14 protein-coding genes are annotated in these 15,735 nt (G+C 39.5%); 5 read left to right on the top strand and 9 right to left on the bottom strand.

All coding sequences use genetic code 11. From position 1 onward, the window contains the following. Positions 1-6 precede the first annotated feature (6 nt). The 3 genes from I6E78_RS12410 to I6E78_RS12400 are packed head-to-tail and all read right to left on the bottom strand — an operon-like array spanning position 7 to position 3,144. Positions 7-411, bottom strand: coding sequence for a copper resistance CopC family protein (locus I6E78_RS12410; protein ID WP_197182630.1), 405 nt, complete (start codon positions 409-411; stop codon positions 7-9). A 22-nt stretch (positions 412-433) separates the two neighbouring features. Further along, the gene (locus I6E78_RS12405) at positions 434-1,309 is read right to left on the bottom strand and encodes a copper resistance protein B (RefSeq protein WP_197182629.1); all 876 of its coding nucleotides are present in this window, start codon (positions 1,307-1,309) and stop codon (positions 434-436) included. Next, the gene (locus I6E78_RS12400; protein WP_197182628.1) at positions 1,306-3,144 is read right to left on the bottom strand and encodes a copper resistance system multicopper oxidase; all 1,839 of its coding nucleotides are present in this window, start codon (positions 3,142-3,144) and stop codon (positions 1,306-1,308) included. Before I6E78_RS12400 ends, I6E78_RS12405 begins: the two co-directional genes overlap by 4 nt. Positions 3,145-3,319: 175 nt before the next feature. On the opposite strand from I6E78_RS12400, the gene I6E78_RS12395 reads away from it, so the two are divergent. Together I6E78_RS12395 and I6E78_RS12390 are read left to right on the top strand one after the other, a co-directional pair. After that, positions 3,320-4,006, top strand: a complete 687-nt coding sequence (locus I6E78_RS12395; protein WP_086998455.1) for a heavy metal response regulator transcription factor — start codon at positions 3,320-3,322, stop codon at positions 4,004-4,006. Beyond that, positions 3,993-5,390: a heavy metal sensor histidine kinase gene (locus I6E78_RS12390; protein WP_231618001.1), complete on the top strand. Its 1,398-nt coding sequence runs from the start codon at positions 3,993-3,995 to the stop codon at positions 5,388-5,390. Before I6E78_RS12395 ends, I6E78_RS12390 begins: the two co-directional genes overlap by 14 nt. 186 nt (positions 5,391-5,576) lie before the next feature. Here the strand turns inward: I6E78_RS12390 and I6E78_RS12385 are convergent, their stop codons facing one another. Then, positions 5,577-6,488, bottom strand: a complete 912-nt coding sequence (locus tag I6E78_RS12385) for a LysR family transcriptional regulator (RefSeq protein WP_011329657.1) — start codon at positions 6,486-6,488, stop codon at positions 5,577-5,579. 274 nt (positions 6,489-6,762) lie between these two features. Further along, entirely contained in the window at positions 6,763-7,665 is a 903-nt protein-coding gene (locus I6E78_RS12380; RefSeq protein ID WP_011329658.1) for a LysR family transcriptional regulator, read from the bottom strand. 206 nt (positions 7,666-7,871) lie between these two features. On the opposite strand from I6E78_RS12380, the gene I6E78_RS12375 reads away from it, so the two are divergent. From I6E78_RS12375 to I6E78_RS12365, 3 genes are all read left to right on the top strand, one after another. After that, on the top strand, positions 7,872-8,303 hold the full coding sequence (locus tag I6E78_RS12375) for a PACE efflux transporter (protein ID WP_182678680.1): 432 nt from the start codon (positions 7,872-7,874) through the stop codon (positions 8,301-8,303). A 327-nt stretch (positions 8,304-8,630) separates the two neighbouring features. After that, positions 8,631-9,305, top strand: coding sequence for a glutathione S-transferase family protein (locus I6E78_RS12370; RefSeq protein WP_086996222.1), 675 nt, complete (start codon positions 8,631-8,633; stop codon positions 9,303-9,305). 68 nt (positions 9,306-9,373) lie between these two features. After that, positions 9,374-10,501 carry a zinc-binding dehydrogenase gene (locus I6E78_RS12365; RefSeq protein WP_197182627.1) on the top strand — a complete coding sequence of 376 codons (1,128 nt, stop codon included), beginning with the start codon at positions 9,374-9,376 and terminating at the stop codon, positions 10,499-10,501. A 151-nt stretch (positions 10,502-10,652) separates the two neighbouring features. On the opposite strand, the gene I6E78_RS12360 is transcribed toward I6E78_RS12365, so the two are convergent. The 4 genes from I6E78_RS12360 to I6E78_RS12345 all read right to left on the bottom strand — a co-directional run bounded on the left by I6E78_RS12360 (position 10,653) and on the right by I6E78_RS12345 (position 15,592). Continuing rightward, positions 10,653-11,444 carry an aspartate dehydrogenase domain-containing protein gene (locus I6E78_RS12360; protein WP_179807983.1) on the bottom strand — a complete coding sequence of 264 codons (792 nt, stop codon included), beginning with the start codon at positions 11,442-11,444 and terminating at the stop codon, positions 10,653-10,655. 59 nt (positions 11,445-11,503) lie between these two features. Beyond that, complete coding sequence (locus I6E78_RS12355; RefSeq protein ID WP_197182626.1) at positions 11,504-12,376, bottom strand: DMT family transporter; 873 nt, start codon at positions 12,374-12,376, stop codon at positions 11,504-11,506. A gap of 1,222 nt (positions 12,377-13,598) precedes the next feature. Then, positions 13,599-14,921 (bottom strand): histidine kinase dimerization/phospho-acceptor domain-containing protein, encoded by a 1,323-nt coding sequence (locus I6E78_RS12350; protein ID WP_024592047.1) that lies wholly within the window; start codon positions 14,919-14,921, stop codon positions 13,599-13,601. Then, a complete protein-coding gene (locus I6E78_RS12345) occupies positions 14,918-15,592 on the bottom strand; it encodes a response regulator transcription factor (RefSeq protein ID WP_024592048.1) in 675 nt (224 codons plus the stop codon). The genes I6E78_RS12350 and I6E78_RS12345 overlap by 4 nt, the downstream gene beginning before the upstream one ends. Positions 15,593-15,735 lie beyond the last annotated feature (143 nt).

The raw sequence follows: 15,735 nt of genomic DNA, 5'->3' as shown, positions 1-15,735 counted from the left end.
GACTACCTAATGATTATGTTGTTTATGCGGAGCAGACATGTCTTTCATTTTAGAATGTGTGTCGCTGCTGTGTAATATAAAGTCAAAATTGCCTGACATTTTATGGCCATCGCCACCAAGCGCTATCCATTTAACTGTGTAATTACCTTTTTCAAGCTTGGGTAAAGGCCAGCTAAAGTTACTATTAGCTTTTGCACTGGGTTTAAAGTTAAAATCTACTTGCTTGTTTGCAGCATCACTTAAGAGTACTTTGGCAAGTTGTACTTCGCCGCTAAACGTTAACGTAAGTTGCTCTGGACTTTGCATTAGCATCGCACTATTTTGTGGTGTTGATTGCTTTAGCGAAATATGAGCTGATGCCGAAAAGCTTACAGCTAAGCCTAAAATTGCCGCAATAGTTATAAATTTCATAATTACCTCTTATTTTTAAATATTAAAACCAAAATCTTATACCGGCAACAAACTCAGTGTCGTTGCTGCTTTGCTCGTTTAGCTTGGCGTAATCTGCTGTGCTACCAAATTTATTAGTCCACTCTACACCTACATAAGGTGCAAATTGGCGAGTAAATTCATAACGAACCCTAACGCCAATAGCAGTACTAGATAGCCCACTGCCTAGCTCATTTTGTTCATCGTCTTTACCATAAAATGTTATTTCAGCACGAGGCTGTATAATGAGCCTTTGTGTTAAAAGCAGCTCATATTCAGCTTCTGCTGTAAATGCTGTGTTTCCGCTCTCACCTACATACGCTGTCATATCAAGCTCAAACCAATAAGGTGCTAAGCCTTGAATACCAAACGCTAACCATTGACGGTTTTTGCCCTCTTTATAATAATCGTAGCGAATACCAACTTGCGTATCCCAGTAAGCCGAAATTGCATGGCCCCATAAAATATCAGTCTGATTTTCTTCAAGCTTGCCATCACTAACATCGCCCTCGGTTTTTATCACTAATCGATTAAAGGTGGTGCCGTACCAAGCTTGTAAATCGAAAACAGCAGCATCGGCTTGTTCGTTATACTCAAGGCGATCACCTAAAATAGCGTAAAACTTATGCTCATCCGCAAGGGTTAAGCGCTCGCCATCAGCTAAAGCATATGGCCCTTGCGTTAAGGTTGTGCCATTAGCATAAGCGTGTGGATCGCGAGCATTTTTAGGGGCATCGCCGCCTTGCGGCTGCATTTTATCGCCCGCCATATCGCCCGCCATGTCGCCCATTTCAGTTTGAGCAAACACATGCAGGCTCAATAACGGTGCGCTAATTAATAGTGCACTAGTAAGTACAGTTGATAAGGTTAAATTTCTCATGATACAACCACCTCTCTAAACATACCTGCATCCATATGAAACAGTAAATGACAATGCCAAGCCCAACGACCAACATCATGTGGCGTAGTTAAAAAGCTAATTCTTTGGGCGGGCTGTACCATAATGGTATGGCGGCGAACTAACACATCACCTTGATCGTTCTCCAAGTCGCTCCACATACCATGTAAATGCATAGGGTGTGTCATCATGGTATCGTTTTGTAAAATAACTCGTACCCGCTGATTATGCTTCATATGCACAGGGGTACTTTTACCAAACTCTAAGCCATCAAAAGACCAGCTGTAGCGTTCCATGTTGCCGGTTAAATGCAGCTCAATTTCGGCTTCAGGCGCTTGGTGGTCAACTATGCCATCAAGAGAGCGTAAATCTGCAAGTGTTAAAACACGACGGCCGTTATTGCGCAGCCCAATACCAGGATCGTCTAAGTTTGTGCGTGGCGTATCAACGCGCATATCAACTGAGGCGCCATATTCTGTTTTAGCGTGGCGAACTTTCTGACTTGGAACAGCCAGTGGATTTTTACCCATATTATGCTTACTATGGTCCATTGCCATTGCACCGTGATCCATTGTGCTATGATCCATTGCCCCCTGATCCATACTGGTTTTGTCCATGCTAGCGTGGCCCATAGCGCTGTGATCCATTCCAGGCATAGCAGAGTGATCCATATTGCCCATCATATCTCGCATTGCTAACCACTCAACGGGGTCAAGTGCAGGCACTGGCGCATCAATATTAGCAGCGACAGACAAAGTCCCTTTGGCATAACCTGAGCGGTCCATGCTTTGTGCAAAAATTGTGTATGCGTCATTCTTAGGTTCAACAACCACATCGTAGGTTTCACCTGGACCAAAGCGAAACTCATCTACGGTAACGGGTTCAACATTTTGTCCATCTGCTTGTACCACAGTTAATTTTAACTCTGGGATACGTACATCAAAAAAGGTGTTACTTGAGCCATTAATAAATCTTAAACGTACTTTTTCGCCCGCTTTAAACAGCCCACGCCAATTAGCCATTGGCGCAGTACCATTCATTAAATAGGTCATTGCCGAAGCCGATAAATCAGCTAAATCGGTTGGACTCATTCGCATCTGGTTCCACATTTCACGTCGTTGAAGTGCATTAGCAACGCCGCTTGTTGCTATGTCATCAAAAAACTCAGGTACAGTGGGCTGATTAAAGTTAAACACATCCCCCTGAATTTTTAATTTACGGAATAACTCCATAGGATCATCATCAGTCCAATCAGAGAGTTGAATAATATGTTCATTATCTGCGCTGATAACATCTTGCTCACGAGGCTCAATAATTAACGCCCCATACATACCGGTCATTTCTTGAAAGCCACTGTGTGAGTGATACCAATAAGTACCGCTTTGTTGTAACTTAAATTTATAAACAAACGTTTCGCCAGGCATAATGCCTTTAAAGCTAATGCCCGGTACACCATCCATTTGATACGGTAAAATAATTCCGTGCCAGTGAATAGAGCTAGGTACCGCTAAATTGTTGGTAACGCGAATGGTCACATCGTCACCTTCTTTAAGGCGTAATGTTGGCGCGGGAATAGAGCCATTAATGGTGGTTGCCATACGCACTACACCGGTAAAGTTTACCGGGGACTCATCAATAACCAGGTCAATAACTTTACCGCTCAACTCAGGCACTGTACCTGTTAATGTTGATGCCGCTAAAGATGATGCTGCATGTAAAACAGTTGGAAAAGCTGCCAGCACACCGCCAGCAACTAATCCTTGAACAAAGCGCCTACGTGGCTTTGAAATGTGCTGTAATGACTCTTTAAAACCCATTTTATTACACCTTAAGAGAAAAATATGCATTGAGTATAATGTTTAAACCTGACATCGACATGACGCGAACATTACAAAGTTGTAATGTTCGCGTCATGTTGTTGTTTAAACTAATATGGCATAGTGCTGTTTTAAGTGATAACTAAAATTATAATAAAAGTAACAAAGGAATTATATGCGCTTACTAATCGTTGAAGACGAGATTAAAACCGGTGATTACTTAAAGCAGGGCTTAACCGAAGCCGGCTTTCAGGTTTGTTTGGCGCGCAATGGCCTTGACGGTCACCATTTAGCAATGACCGAATTATTTGATGTGATTATATTAGATATAATGTTGCCCGATGTATCTGGCTGGCGAATTTTAGAGTCGGTACGAGAAGCCAAAAACGACACGCCAGTATTATTTTTATCGGCTCGCGATAGTGTTGATGACAGAGTAAAAGGGCTTGAACTTGGCGCAGATGATTACTTAATAAAACCGTTTGCTTTTTCAGAAGTACTTGCCCGCGTACGTACGCTTATTCGCCGTGGTGGCGTGCAAAAGGTGGCCGACATACTCACAATTGCAGACTTAGAAATGGATATACCAAAGCGTAAAATACAGCGAGCAGGCAAGCGTATTTTGCTCAGTAATAAAGAGTTTAGCTTATTAGAGCTACTACTGCGCCGAGAAGGCGAAGTGCTATCTCGCTCACTTATTGCGTCGCAAGTATGGGATATGAACTTTGAAAGTGATACCAATGTAATAGATGTTGCGATTAGACGCCTGCGGGGCAAGGTTGACGATGAGTATAGTATTAAACTTATTCATACAGTGCGCGGTATGGGCTATAAATTAGAGGTCGAAAATGCCCAAAATTAACGCTCGACCAATGTCGTTGACCATGCGGGTGGTATTGTTTATTGCTGTTACTGTAATAGCCTGTTTAACCTTAGTAGCGTCATTAATTAACTCCTCCATTGAGCATCACTTTATTGAGCAAGACAGTGGCGAGTTAAAGGTTATTAGCCAGTCAGTTGCAGCTGTTTTAGCCCAGCAGCATAGCTCAAGTGAACCTTTAGGACAGGCATTATCTAAAGCTGTGGCAGGACATCATGGTGTTTATTATCAAGTAAATAGCCAGCAAGGAGCCTTAATTTACCAAAGTTCAGGTCGCGATTTTACTAAGCAGATTATGAGTGCGCCATCGGCGCTTGGTTTTAATCGCGATAACATAGTGCATTGGCAAGCCAATGATCATACCTATCGCGCATTAGTTAGCGACTTTAACGTGCAGCAACAGCATTATAAAATTACCGCCGCCATTGATATGAGTTTTCATAAACATTTTTTGCGCCAATTTAAACAAAGCCTATGGGTGATTATGTTTGGCTCAGCTGTGCTCATTTTACTCGTTGCTTGGTTTGCGGTACATCAGGGGTTAAATCCACTGCGTGGCTTAAGCAAAAAAATATATGACATTCAAACCCATAAAATGGATGTTAGGTTAGATGAAAGTAAAGTGCCAATTGAGCTGGTGAATATGGTGCATTCATTTAATGCCATGCTGGATAGATTACAAGATGAGTTTATGCGTTTATCAAATTTTTCTACCGATATAGCCCACGAACTGCGTACCCCGCTTACTAATATTATTACTCAAACACAAGTTGGCTTAACAAAACAGCGCGACCTTGTGCAATACCAAGAACTGTTGTTTTCAAACCTTGAAGAACTAGAGCGACTAACAAAAATGGTTAGTGATATGTTGTGGTTAGCAAAAACTCAAAATGGACTGATAAAAGCACAACAACAAGTATTACAAAGTGATGAAGAAATAGACGCGTTACTAGAATACTTTGATGCGGTAGCAGAAGATGCCAATATTACCTTTATTAAACAAGGTAGTAATGTTGAGTTTTATTGTGAACAATTACACTTTAGGCAGTTGTTATCTAATTTATTATCAAATGCGATTAGGTATACCCCAGCAGGCGAATCGATAACTATTAGTAGTGAGCGCACTGGAAATGATCAAGTGTGTATTGCGGTTACCAACCCAGGCGAAAAAATAGCAGCAGAGCATTTACCCTATTTATTTGACCGATTTTATCGAGCCGATAAATCAAGGCAGCGACAAGGCAATGGCGCGGGTTTAGGGCTTGCGATAGTAAAAGCGCTAGTTACAGCAAATGGGGGCGAAATAGTGGTAACCTCAAACGAAAACACTCGCTTTAAAGTGTTTTTTAAACACGTTAAAAGTTAAGCTTAATCCTTTTATTAGCACAGTGCCTATAGCGTAAAATGCAGTGTTAATTTGTGGCTTTTGTGCAAACTGTAATGGGGGTTTACAGTTTGCATAAGCAAAAAACGAAAGTAACCTGCGGTTAGTTTTGTTTAACAAACCACGCAGTTGTAAATTAATCAGCCTAGGGAATCTGTTACTTTGTGTTTATTGTTCATTTTCTGTCTTTATTTTTTGCACTAAAAAGTCTACTGCCGCTTTTACTTTAGGTACTAAGTAGCGCTGTTTTTGATACAGCAAATACACAGCCATATTAGCATTTTGAGTTATAGCTAACTCATGTTCAAAGTGAAGTTGTTGCAACTTACCTGAGTCAATATAAGGGGCTAACGCCCACCGAGTCGACATTAAAATACCTTCACCGTTGCACGCTTTTTTTGCTAGCCACGATCCGCTATTAGAAATAGCCACAGCAGGGCCAGATACATCATGCCATTGGCCGTCCATATTACATAACCAAGGCGTTGGCCCCGTTGGCGCTTTAAAATAAAGGCCATTATGCTGCTTTAGTTCCATCGCATTGTTAGGTGTTCCGTGTTTTTTTAAATAACAAGGTGATGCCACCGGAATAAAACCATTGTCCATTAACCTTATTGCTAGTACTCGCTCATTGGGTGCGTAACCACCGCGAATAGCAATATCAACATCGTCGCGTCCGAGTGTCGATAGCTGATCAGTTAAACTAACATCCAGCACTATTTCAGGGTATAAGGCGCTAAATTCATCTAGCAAAGGTAATAATATTTGCTCACCAAACCCCACCATAGAGCTAATACGTAAACGCCCCATTGGCGTTGTTTGATAACTGCGTACGGTTTCATTACTTTGTTCTAGTTGACTCAAAATTTGCTGTATATCGTTATAATAAATTTGCCCTACTTCTGTTAATTTAACGAGTCGGGTTGAGCGCTTTAACAGCGTAGCGCCTAAGCTTTTTTCTAAATCTGCAACGCGCCTTGATAACGACGACGGCGGCACGTTAAAAGTACTGGCTGCTTTGGTAAAGCTGCCAGTTTCGACTACTTTACTAAAATACCTAATTGCACGTAGTTGATCCAACGAGCTGCTCCATTTGTTGTTTTTAACTCAACTTTAAAATTGCCCTTGGGAATAACAAGGCTTTGAAAAGGACGTTGCTCATAAAAAGCTGAAATAAAATTAATATTTTACTAAACGCAGGAGTAAGGAAAGCATTAATCCCTGGCTTTTTAAATGCAAAATTTAAGCAGAAAAACGCCCTCAAATTATCATAAAGCAGGCTCTAAAATTTATGTGTTTATGATAGATTAATTTGTTTAAAAGTGACAATTATTCTATCAAAACAATGGGTAGCTTATCTGATTTTCCAGCTGTTTTTACTAAAATGATACTGTTGAAGAGTGTCAATTAAACTCGTTAGTACAGGCCCCGATTGATGGCTTCGAGAAATTAAGCATCCTACAGGCGTTAACCACCCATTGTACTCATGGGTAACAGGCAATGCGACAATATGGCCTTGGTTTATCTGCTCTTTTACTGATAGCTCAGGTACGTTTGCCCACCCCATGCCCGCATGAACTAACTCAACCAGTGTTTGGTGAGTGTTGGCATACCACAACATAGAGCTAATACCGTAACTAAACCATAACTCCTTATGTTCAGCACTGCGATGTACACATTGTCTATAACGTTTTAAATCAGAGCCTTGCACTTTAGCTAGTTTGGCTAATTCGTGGGTCGATGATGCTACGGTTAAAAAGCGTGCTTGCCCTAACAAGAAAAAATCCATATCCACCTTTAACTCACCGTCGGCATAAACAATACCGGCTTGCGCCCTACCCGAACGAACGAGTTGTTCTACATCAAAGGTTGAGGTGGTGATGATATCAAAGTGAGTTATTGGGTATTTATCGGCAAGCGGCATGAGAATATTTAAAAAGTCTGGGCTCATTACACTCTCATCAACAGCAATAACCATTTCATGCTCATGCTCTTTTGCTAGCGATTCTATTGTTTGATCAAAATACTTTTGTTGATGCAAAATAGACTTTGCAATTGGCAGCAAGGTTTTGCCGTTATCAGTTAATACCGGAGTGTTTTTATCACGATTGAACAGCTCTTGATTAATGGCTATTTCAAGGTTTGCAATTGCTTGACTTACCCCCGATTGAGCACGCTTTAATTTACGAGCAGCAGCTGAAAAAGATCCGGTGTCGCATACAGTGATAAATACTTTCAATTGCTCGAAGCTATACATGGTGTGTCTGAGAGTTACAGGTATTTGGCTCAGATTATCACTATTCGTGATAGCTGTTAACTTTATCTGTTTTGATTGACTGTCATAATCGCCGCTTAATAATTTCGTTATCCTTTTTTATCACCTTTGTATTAATTACTTTGTGTTAATTGCCTAGTGTTAATCACTTAATTTTAAAGTAAGACCTTTATTGGAGAAATATAACAATGAGAGCTGTAGAGCGTGTGTTTCACTCTGTGTCATTTGAAGTAATAGCAGTAACTTTATCGATTGCCGGTTTAGCTGCTTTTACTGAGCACGATATCGCTGCATTATCAGGAACTATGATAGTTATTGCGAGTGTCGCCATGGTTTGGAATTATGCTTTTAATTGGGTTTTTGATCTTTATGTTAAAGGAGATAAAACTAAGCGTACTTTTTCAATGCGGCTATTTCACGTTACCTTATTTGAAGCGGGTTTACTGGTGTTAACTATTCCAATTATGGCTTATTTATTATCGGTGAGCTTATGGAATGCTTTTTTAATGGACTTAGGCGTGACTATTTTTATTACTATTTATGCTTTTTTATTTAACTTGAGTTACGACCATATTAGAGCCGCAGTAATTCAGCGCCGAGCTTGTAATAACCAAGTTTAGCCTGTTGGCATAACTTTGCTGAGTTCGCCTGTTTTACTTAATTTAACGTAAATTATTACCAACAAAAATAACTTCTTTAGCTGGGGTTCCCTATTAAAAAATGTAAATAGGGAGCGCTAGTACCGCCACTACTTCCTTGCCAAATAGTTTTCTATTTTTGTCTTAAAAGCAAAAGTGATTAGCATTTACCCCTATATATAAGCAAATTAAAACCAGTAATAATGTGTTTAGCTTAAATAGCCCAGTCGCAGTGTATTAAGCACTGAGGCATTAATTGCATTTTAGGTAATTAAAAAGTCCCTTCACGTTAATGATGGAAAATTTATTATGATTACTTTGCACGGTTTTGCTGCTAGCAACTATTACAACCTAGTAAAACATGTACTTTTATATAAAGAACTGCCATTTAAAGAGCACCTTATTTACGGCGGTAGTGACGAGTTACTGGCAATGAGTCCTGCGGGTAAAGTGCCAGTTATAACAACATCTCAGGGCGTTAATATTTCAGAGTCGAGTGTTATTTGCGACTATATTGAAGAGTCATACCCAGATATTCCGCTTTATCCAAAAAATAGCACCGAGCGTGCAGCAGTGCGCCAAATTATGAAAATAGCAGAGCTGTACTTTGAACTGCCAAGCAGACGCCTTATACCGTATGCGTTTAGTGGTACAAACGCGCCAGAATCGCTTAAAAATGAGGTACGCCAAGTGTTAACCCGTGGTGTTACCGCCTTGAGTCGCTTATGTAAGTTTTCACCTTGGATTGCGGGTGAGCAGTTTACTATGGCAGATATTTACGTTTATCACGTAAATACCATAGTTAACGCTTTTGGTGCCAGCCAACTTAATTGGGATGTACTGGGTGATGTACCGGGAATGAAACAGTGGAACGACACCATGCGCCAATCTGCTATTGCGCAAAAAGTAGAGGTAGATCGGCTCGCAAACATGCCCGAGTTTATGCAAAAGGTCACAGCGCAAATTCAAGCAGCTAATGCTTAGCTATAAAACAGCCAATTCATTAACCTTATTGGTTTAACTAATTTAATAATGTGCAGGAGCAAATCCCGATGACAGACAAAAATATCCAACTTACTTCAACAATCAGCGAAGACAACACACTAACGCTTGCCTTACAAAACATCGACATGCCACAACCAAGTGCCGATGAAGTGGTTATTCGCATTGAAGCTGCGCCATTAAACCCATCTGATTTAGCGGTTATGTTCAGCGCCGCTGACATGTCTACAGCAACGCAATCGGGTACTGGGCAAAGCCCAGCTATTACAGCTAATGTGCCAGCTAAGTTTATGCCAGCGCTCAAAACACGTGTTAATAAAGCAACGCCTGTAGGTAATGAAGGTGCCGGTACTGTAGTTGCTGCGGGCTCATCGCCAGCGGCACAAGCATTAATGGGTAAAATGGTTGCTGTAATTGGCGGCGGAACGTACCGTCAATATCACTGCGTTAATGTACAAAGTTGCTTAGAGTTAAAAGAAGGCACTACCGCTAAGCAAGGCGCATCGTCTTTTGTTAACCCGCTTACAGCACTAGCTATGGTAGAAACCATGCGCGCCGAAGGCCATAAAGCTATTATTCATGCGGCGGCGGCATCTAGCCTTGGGCAAATGTTAAACCGTATTTGTATTGCCGACGGTATTGATTTAGTTAATATTGTACGCAAAACAGAGCAAGAAACACTGTTACGTAACATGGGCGCAAAGTATGTGGTTAATTCTAGTAGTGAGTCGTTTCTTGAGGATTTAACCGCAGCAATTATTGCCACTGGTGCCACAATTGCGTTTGATCCAATTGGCGGTGGCCAACTAACCAGCGACATTCTTAACTGTATGGAAGCTGCTATAACTCGCGACGTAGAAGAGTATAGCGTGTATGGCTCAGATAATTTCAAGCAAGTTTATATTTATGGCGCACTTGATCGCGGCCCTATTACGCTAAATCGTAATTTTGGCTTTGCTTGGGGCGTAAATGGGTTTTTATTATTTAATGCGCTTGGTAAATTAGGCACGAATACGGTAGTGGCAATGCGTAAACGTATAGCCGATGAAATTACTACCACATTTGCCAGCAATTACACCCATGAAGTGTCGTTGTCTGAGGCGCTACAATTAGCATCAATAGCGGCTTACTCTAAACAAGCCACAGGCGAAAAATACTTAATTACACCGCAAAGCTAATTAAAACTCAGCAATAACTAATTAGTTTTTTAATACCTGAATTACAAATAGGTAAAAGCCGATACTGATTGCAGTATCGGCTTTTTATTTATGAATAATAAATATTATAAGGTGAGAATAGCAGGCTGCTATAGCCGCTCAGCTTAGTGTTTTACATAAAAACGACCGGAGAAGCCGCATTATTTAAAATAGACACCACACTCCATGCTGCAATAGCATAATCGCCCGATTTAATTGTTAAATCTAAAGCTACTTGTTCACCTTTAACTTCAATTCTGTAGTCATCTCCAGCAAAGTTAGGCACAGCATCAATATTAAATTTAGTTGCTTTTGGCCCCGCACTTGCTAGCGAAGTTGCATAAATAACATTAAAAACATAAGGAAAAATATCAATAATTTCCTTAGCTGTTCCGCTAAAAACTCTTTCTGGCTCAGTTATGTTCATTAAGCCCTCTTTGTTAAAAGGGGTTCGAGCAATAAAACCAGGTGATTTTTTAGATGTTATTGTTACATCAATCGGTGTTGAACTCATAAATGAAGCGGTTTGAAGCAGGTTAAAGCCACCTGTTGCACCACCGGCAATGTATATTTTAGTATTATTTTTTAATGCTACAGCTATGGCTCTTTGGTACAAAGCTACATCTGCAAATGCCGCCGTAGATAACACAATTAAGTGCGAGCCAGCGGCTAATATTTTTTCACAATAATCGGTTACAGATACCGCCGATGCAGCTTCGGCTACAAACTCAGGCTTTAAAGCCATAAACGCATCAATATCTGTGCATGGTGTACAGTTAAAGTAATCAGCAAATTGTTTGGTTCTAATTGGGTTTCTGCCTAATACCGCAACTAGCTCGTAACCAGCAAGAGAGCCACTTTTTACAGCCTGAGCAATAGTTTGGCTTAAATAACCACACCCTATTAGTGCTAACTTCTTCTTCATTTTTACTATTCCTATTTAATTATTTACCGAAACGTCCTTACTGTGTGTGGTTTTAAGCGTTAATAGCTCAGCCTTAGTACAATTACCCCTATAAAAGCGGTCGTTAGCCCTAACAGCTCTTGGCGAGTAAACGACTCTTTTAAAATAATGCGTGAGTACAAAAGAATTATTAAAATATTCATACCAGAAATAGCAGAAACCAGCCCTGTATTGCCAATTGCAAAAGCCGATATTATTGCAACCATGCCAGCCACATTCGTCAATCCAATAAGTAACCCACAAGAAAACGTTTTTACTGGCGACCAATTAGGCCGAGAGTCATTTGCGTCACTGGCCTGTTTTTTGTTACTTACTAACCAACTAATAGCAAAAAGCAAACTACCAAAACCAAACATAGAGGTGAGCGTAGCGAACGTATCGGCCTCCAGCAAAGTAGACTGCTTACCTAGTAAGTCATTAAATGAAAAGAATAATGCAGCCAGTAACCCCCATTGCGCCCCTTGTAAATTAGTAAACGAAATATCATTAGAGTAGCGAATAATATAAAGCCCACCAAAAATAATAAAAAAGCCAATTAGCTGCAGCGTTGTTAAGGTTTCTTGCCATAATAAAAAGGCAAAAACCAACACAAATAAAGGAGTTAAACCCGACAAAATACTAATAAGCGAAGCCTTTCCAACCGAAAAACCTTTATGCAAAAAAGCATTCGCGGCAAAAGAGCCAAAGCCCAATGCTAAGCCAACAGCAATATCAGCCCAGCCATACCACTTTTGATTTAACAAGGTTACACCCAAAACACTGATTATAAATCCGACAAAAAACACACCGAATAATAATAAGTTTCGATCAATTTTTTTCTGGGATGTCCATTGATACATTATTCCTCGTGCGCCAAAAAAAACCGTGGCGAGTAATGCAAAAATTATCCACATAATTAAATGATTCCTTTATAAATTAGAATGAAGTAGCCGCTCTAAGAAATGTTGCCATTAAATTGCATAGCCAACATGATCCCTTGCACCATTCTTAGCTTAAAATTGATAAGGTAATAAAGGCTTACAAAAACACCATATAAGAAAGTCGCAATATAAATAGTTTTAAGCTGTTAAACAGGCAAGGCAGCCAATTTTTATTTAACGACAGAACATTGCCTGCTATTTAATTAAACGATTAATAAAATACTAGCTTAGTATATTGACCTTAATTGATTTTATAAATAAGCATAAACGGCACAGTAAATCCCATAAATGGCATTTAAAGGTGGGTATTTGGTTTGTAAGTAGCAAAATAGCACCCATTAGCGGGTAGATTTGTGAAAATATGGATAGCTTACGTTTGCACTGCCAGTTACTTATACGTTCACGTAATACGTAAACAAGTAGTTTTCAATTAAAAATTAGCCCGCAGTGCCAATTGTAGGTCGGATAAGCGAAGCGCCATCCGACACAGTAAAATATCTTGCCAATTATTATCAACATTTTATGTTGTCGAGTGGCTGGAAAGTGCCAACAGCAGACATTGACATTACTTTTCAAAAACCTCTGAATTGGACAGCTAAGCCACCATTGCGGTCGTTCATCATCAAATTATTAATGCTAACTTTGTGCGCTTTATAGTCCTTTCAGTCTGAATAAACCTATAATTAGGGTGTTCAGATCATGTGCCTATCTCATTCGAATATTGTGCGCTCATTATTTTGATGATTCCCTTATGACTTCTAATCTACTAAGCAGACATTAAAATTCACGGCTAAATGTGACCTAAAACAATTGGTATTTAGAAGTTATTATGAGTATTTTGGAAAGCTAAAAGTACCTGTAGAAATCGACACACAAGTTTATTGTTTATTGCCCTCATTATATTCCTATTGTTCAACGTTAATTGCGAGCCTAGTCGCCGTGATTTTACATCATTTTTTTTGTCCTAATAGAAAAGTATTTAATCATTACTTTGAAAGTTAAGCTAATTCTGAACATGAGATTCAACTTTAATTAATAAATTTACGGGCAATTTTGTTAGTAAATTAACAGGGAAATAATCACCACCTTTATACATAGCTCCATGACCGATAGATCTACTATTGCTGCGTTCATACAATTGCAAACTCGTTGGCTGTGAAAGGGTTAACGTATTAAAAACGATATGTTCTTAATTTTAAGCTATTTTACTTTCTGTCAAAGGTATTGAGAACTGAGCTACAAAAGTATTACCATTATTTGCCAGTGTAATTGAGCCTTTATAGTTTATCGCTATGGTATCTACAATAGATAAGCCAAGACCGGCACCCTCTGCTGAACCGCTACGCCAAAAGCGCGTAGTCATTTTGTCAATGTCTGTGGCGGTAACATTAGCCGTGTTGCTAACATTAATATTTAAAAGGCTTTCTGTAACGTTAATGGCCATTAAAACAGGTGTTTTTGGGGGACTGTATTTTAAAGCATTATCGAGCAGGTTACGGCAAACAATAGCGATCATAGCTGATGGGATAACGGATATGAGTTCTTTTCCTTGTATTGAATAAGCTATACGTTCACTACCTTGCGTTGTCTCATTTATCATGTTTTTAATGAGTAATTCAACTGACCAAGTTTCGTCAGTATGGACTTGGGTGATTGCATCAATATTTGCCAGTAAAAGTAAATTGTCTAATATAGAATTTAAACGCTTTGTGCTTTTACTTACCTGCAATAAAGCTCGCTGTTGCTTGTCTCCTGTTGTTAGTTCAGCAAGTTGGGCTTGAGCCAATATACCCGCTAACGGTGTTCTAAGCTCATGTGCAGCATTACTGGTAAATTGCTTCTCTCTTGATATCACTTCAGCTAATCGTGCCATTAGTGCATTTTGGCTGTTGATCAGTGGTTGCAGTTCTTTTAATGGTTGCTGTATTTGAATGGGAGCAAGGTCTTCACTACCGCGTTTTTCGAGTGCTGAAGTTAGTAGCATTATCGGTTTTATGCCTGTACCAATTGCAAACCATAATAAACCTAACGTAATTAAAATCGCTAATGCAGGGGGAATAAGAATACTTTTAAGCAGATCATAATATAAAGAATCACGCTCAGAAACCTTATCTGCAATGGTTATTTTATGTTGGCTGGTGATTAAAGTGAACGTACGCCACGCTGTACTTTCAGCTTGAATATAATGGAACCCAGATTCAACTGCTGTGCTATTGGGAAAAGTGCTGCTATTGCTTGTTGCTATAATACTGCCGTGCAAAGAGCTTATTTGACAGGTTAATCCCTTTGCCGTACCAACTTCATTGGCTTCCATTATTGCTGGTAAAGAGGCTGACATAGCACTTTGTGGCACATGCGCTAATATATTACTTAGCATTATAGCGGTAGATTCTAGACGTTTATCAAAGCTGACGTCTAATTTATGACTAAGACCCGTCACCATCCAAACACTGGCTAATAGCCAAAAACCAATAAATACGGCTGCCACTAATATTGTTAGGCGAAGGCGCAAGCTCATTGTTCAGTTACTTCAATTGAGCCTAGTCGAAATCCAAAACCCCGAATAGTTTCTATGCCTTTAGTTCCTATTTTTTTACGTAAATTAAATATATGTACATTCAGGGCATTACTGGCTACGTCGTCACATGTGCCGTATAAAACATCTTTTAATTGGCTTTCAGATAAAATACGTTGTGGATTGTTAAGAAATATTTTTAAAAGTAAATCTTCGTTCCGAGATAAGGGGATATGTTTGTCATTAATTAATAGTTTGTGTTGTTCTAAGTGATAAGTCAGCAGGCCATGTGAAATGGTGTTTGTTAGTCTGTCGGTTGTGCGTCGCTTTATACTGTACAAACGCGCTAATAACTCTCTTAGGTCAAATGGCTTAACCAAATAATCATCAGCGCCATTCTTTAATCCTGTTACTTTGTCGTCAATTGAATTACTCGCCGTGAGTATTAGTACCGGCAATGAGTGTTGATTTTTTCGCAGCCATGTTAGCCACGTTATACCATTTCCATCCGGTAAATTTAGATCAAGAATACAGAGATCGAAGTTGCTTTTATTCAAGATATTTTTTGCATGACTTATTGAAGCAACATGTTCCACAGCCATACCTTCACCCGATAAAAAAGTGCTAATGGCATCAGCAATAACAGCATCATCTTCAACTAATAAAATATACATTTTTGCTCAAATACAATTCTTATGCCGCTAAGATTAACGTGAAAAAGCGCAGGAGAACAAGCGATAAATTAAGTTTTTAGCAGGGTTTAGCGAATGAACTTTTTCTTAATGTTGGCTTAATATTAGCGATTTATCATTGGTAA

This window comes from Pseudoalteromonas sp. NZS127, assembly GCF_015864805.1.
Lineage (GTDB): Bacteria > Pseudomonadota > Gammaproteobacteria > Enterobacterales > Alteromonadaceae > Pseudoalteromonas > Pseudoalteromonas nigrifaciens.
Note: the sequence above shows the minus strand (reverse complement) of the source record. Positions and strands in the feature narration are given on the sequence as shown.

Excerpts from the sequence above, each read along its gene's own strand:
- I6E78_RS12405 (WP_197182629.1), bottom strand. The coding sequence starts at position 1,309 with ATGAGAAATTTAACCTTATCAACTGTACTTACTAGTGCACTATTAATT.
- I6E78_RS12395 (WP_086998455.1), top strand. The coding sequence starts at position 3,320 with ATGCGCTTACTAATCGTTGAAGACGAGATTAAAACCGGTGATTACTTA.
- I6E78_RS12360 (WP_179807983.1), bottom strand. The coding sequence starts at position 11,444 with ATGAAGAAGAAGTTAGCACTAATAGGGTGTGGTTATTTAAGCCAAACT.
- I6E78_RS12410 (WP_197182630.1), bottom strand. The coding sequence starts at position 411 with ATGAAATTTATAACTATTGCGGCAATTTTAGGCTTAGCTGTAAGCTTT.
- I6E78_RS12355 (WP_197182626.1), bottom strand. The coding sequence starts at position 12,376 with ATGTGGATAATTTTTGCATTACTCGCCACGGTTTTTTTTGGCGCACGA.
- I6E78_RS12365 (WP_197182627.1), top strand. The coding sequence starts at position 9,374 with ATGACAGACAAAAATATCCAACTTACTTCAACAATCAGCGAAGACAAC.
- I6E78_RS12390 (WP_231618001.1), top strand. The coding sequence starts at position 3,993 with ATGCCCAAAATTAACGCTCGACCAATGTCGTTGACCATGCGGGTGGTA.
- I6E78_RS12400 (WP_197182628.1), bottom strand. The coding sequence starts at position 3,144 with ATGGGTTTTAAAGAGTCATTACAGCACATTTCAAAGCCACGTAGGCGC.
- I6E78_RS12380 (WP_011329658.1), bottom strand. The coding sequence starts at position 7,665 with ATGTATAGCTTCGAGCAATTGAAAGTATTTATCACTGTATGCGACACC.
- I6E78_RS12345 (WP_024592048.1), bottom strand. The coding sequence starts at position 15,592 with ATGTATATTTTATTAGTTGAAGATGATGCTGTTATTGCTGATGCCATT.
- I6E78_RS12350 (WP_024592047.1), bottom strand. The coding sequence starts at position 14,921 with ATGAGCTTGCGCCTTCGCCTAACAATATTAGTGGCAGCCGTATTTATT.
- I6E78_RS12370 (WP_086996222.1), top strand. The coding sequence starts at position 8,631 with ATGATTACTTTGCACGGTTTTGCTGCTAGCAACTATTACAACCTAGTA.
- I6E78_RS12375 (WP_182678680.1), top strand. The coding sequence starts at position 7,872 with ATGAGAGCTGTAGAGCGTGTGTTTCACTCTGTGTCATTTGAAGTAATA.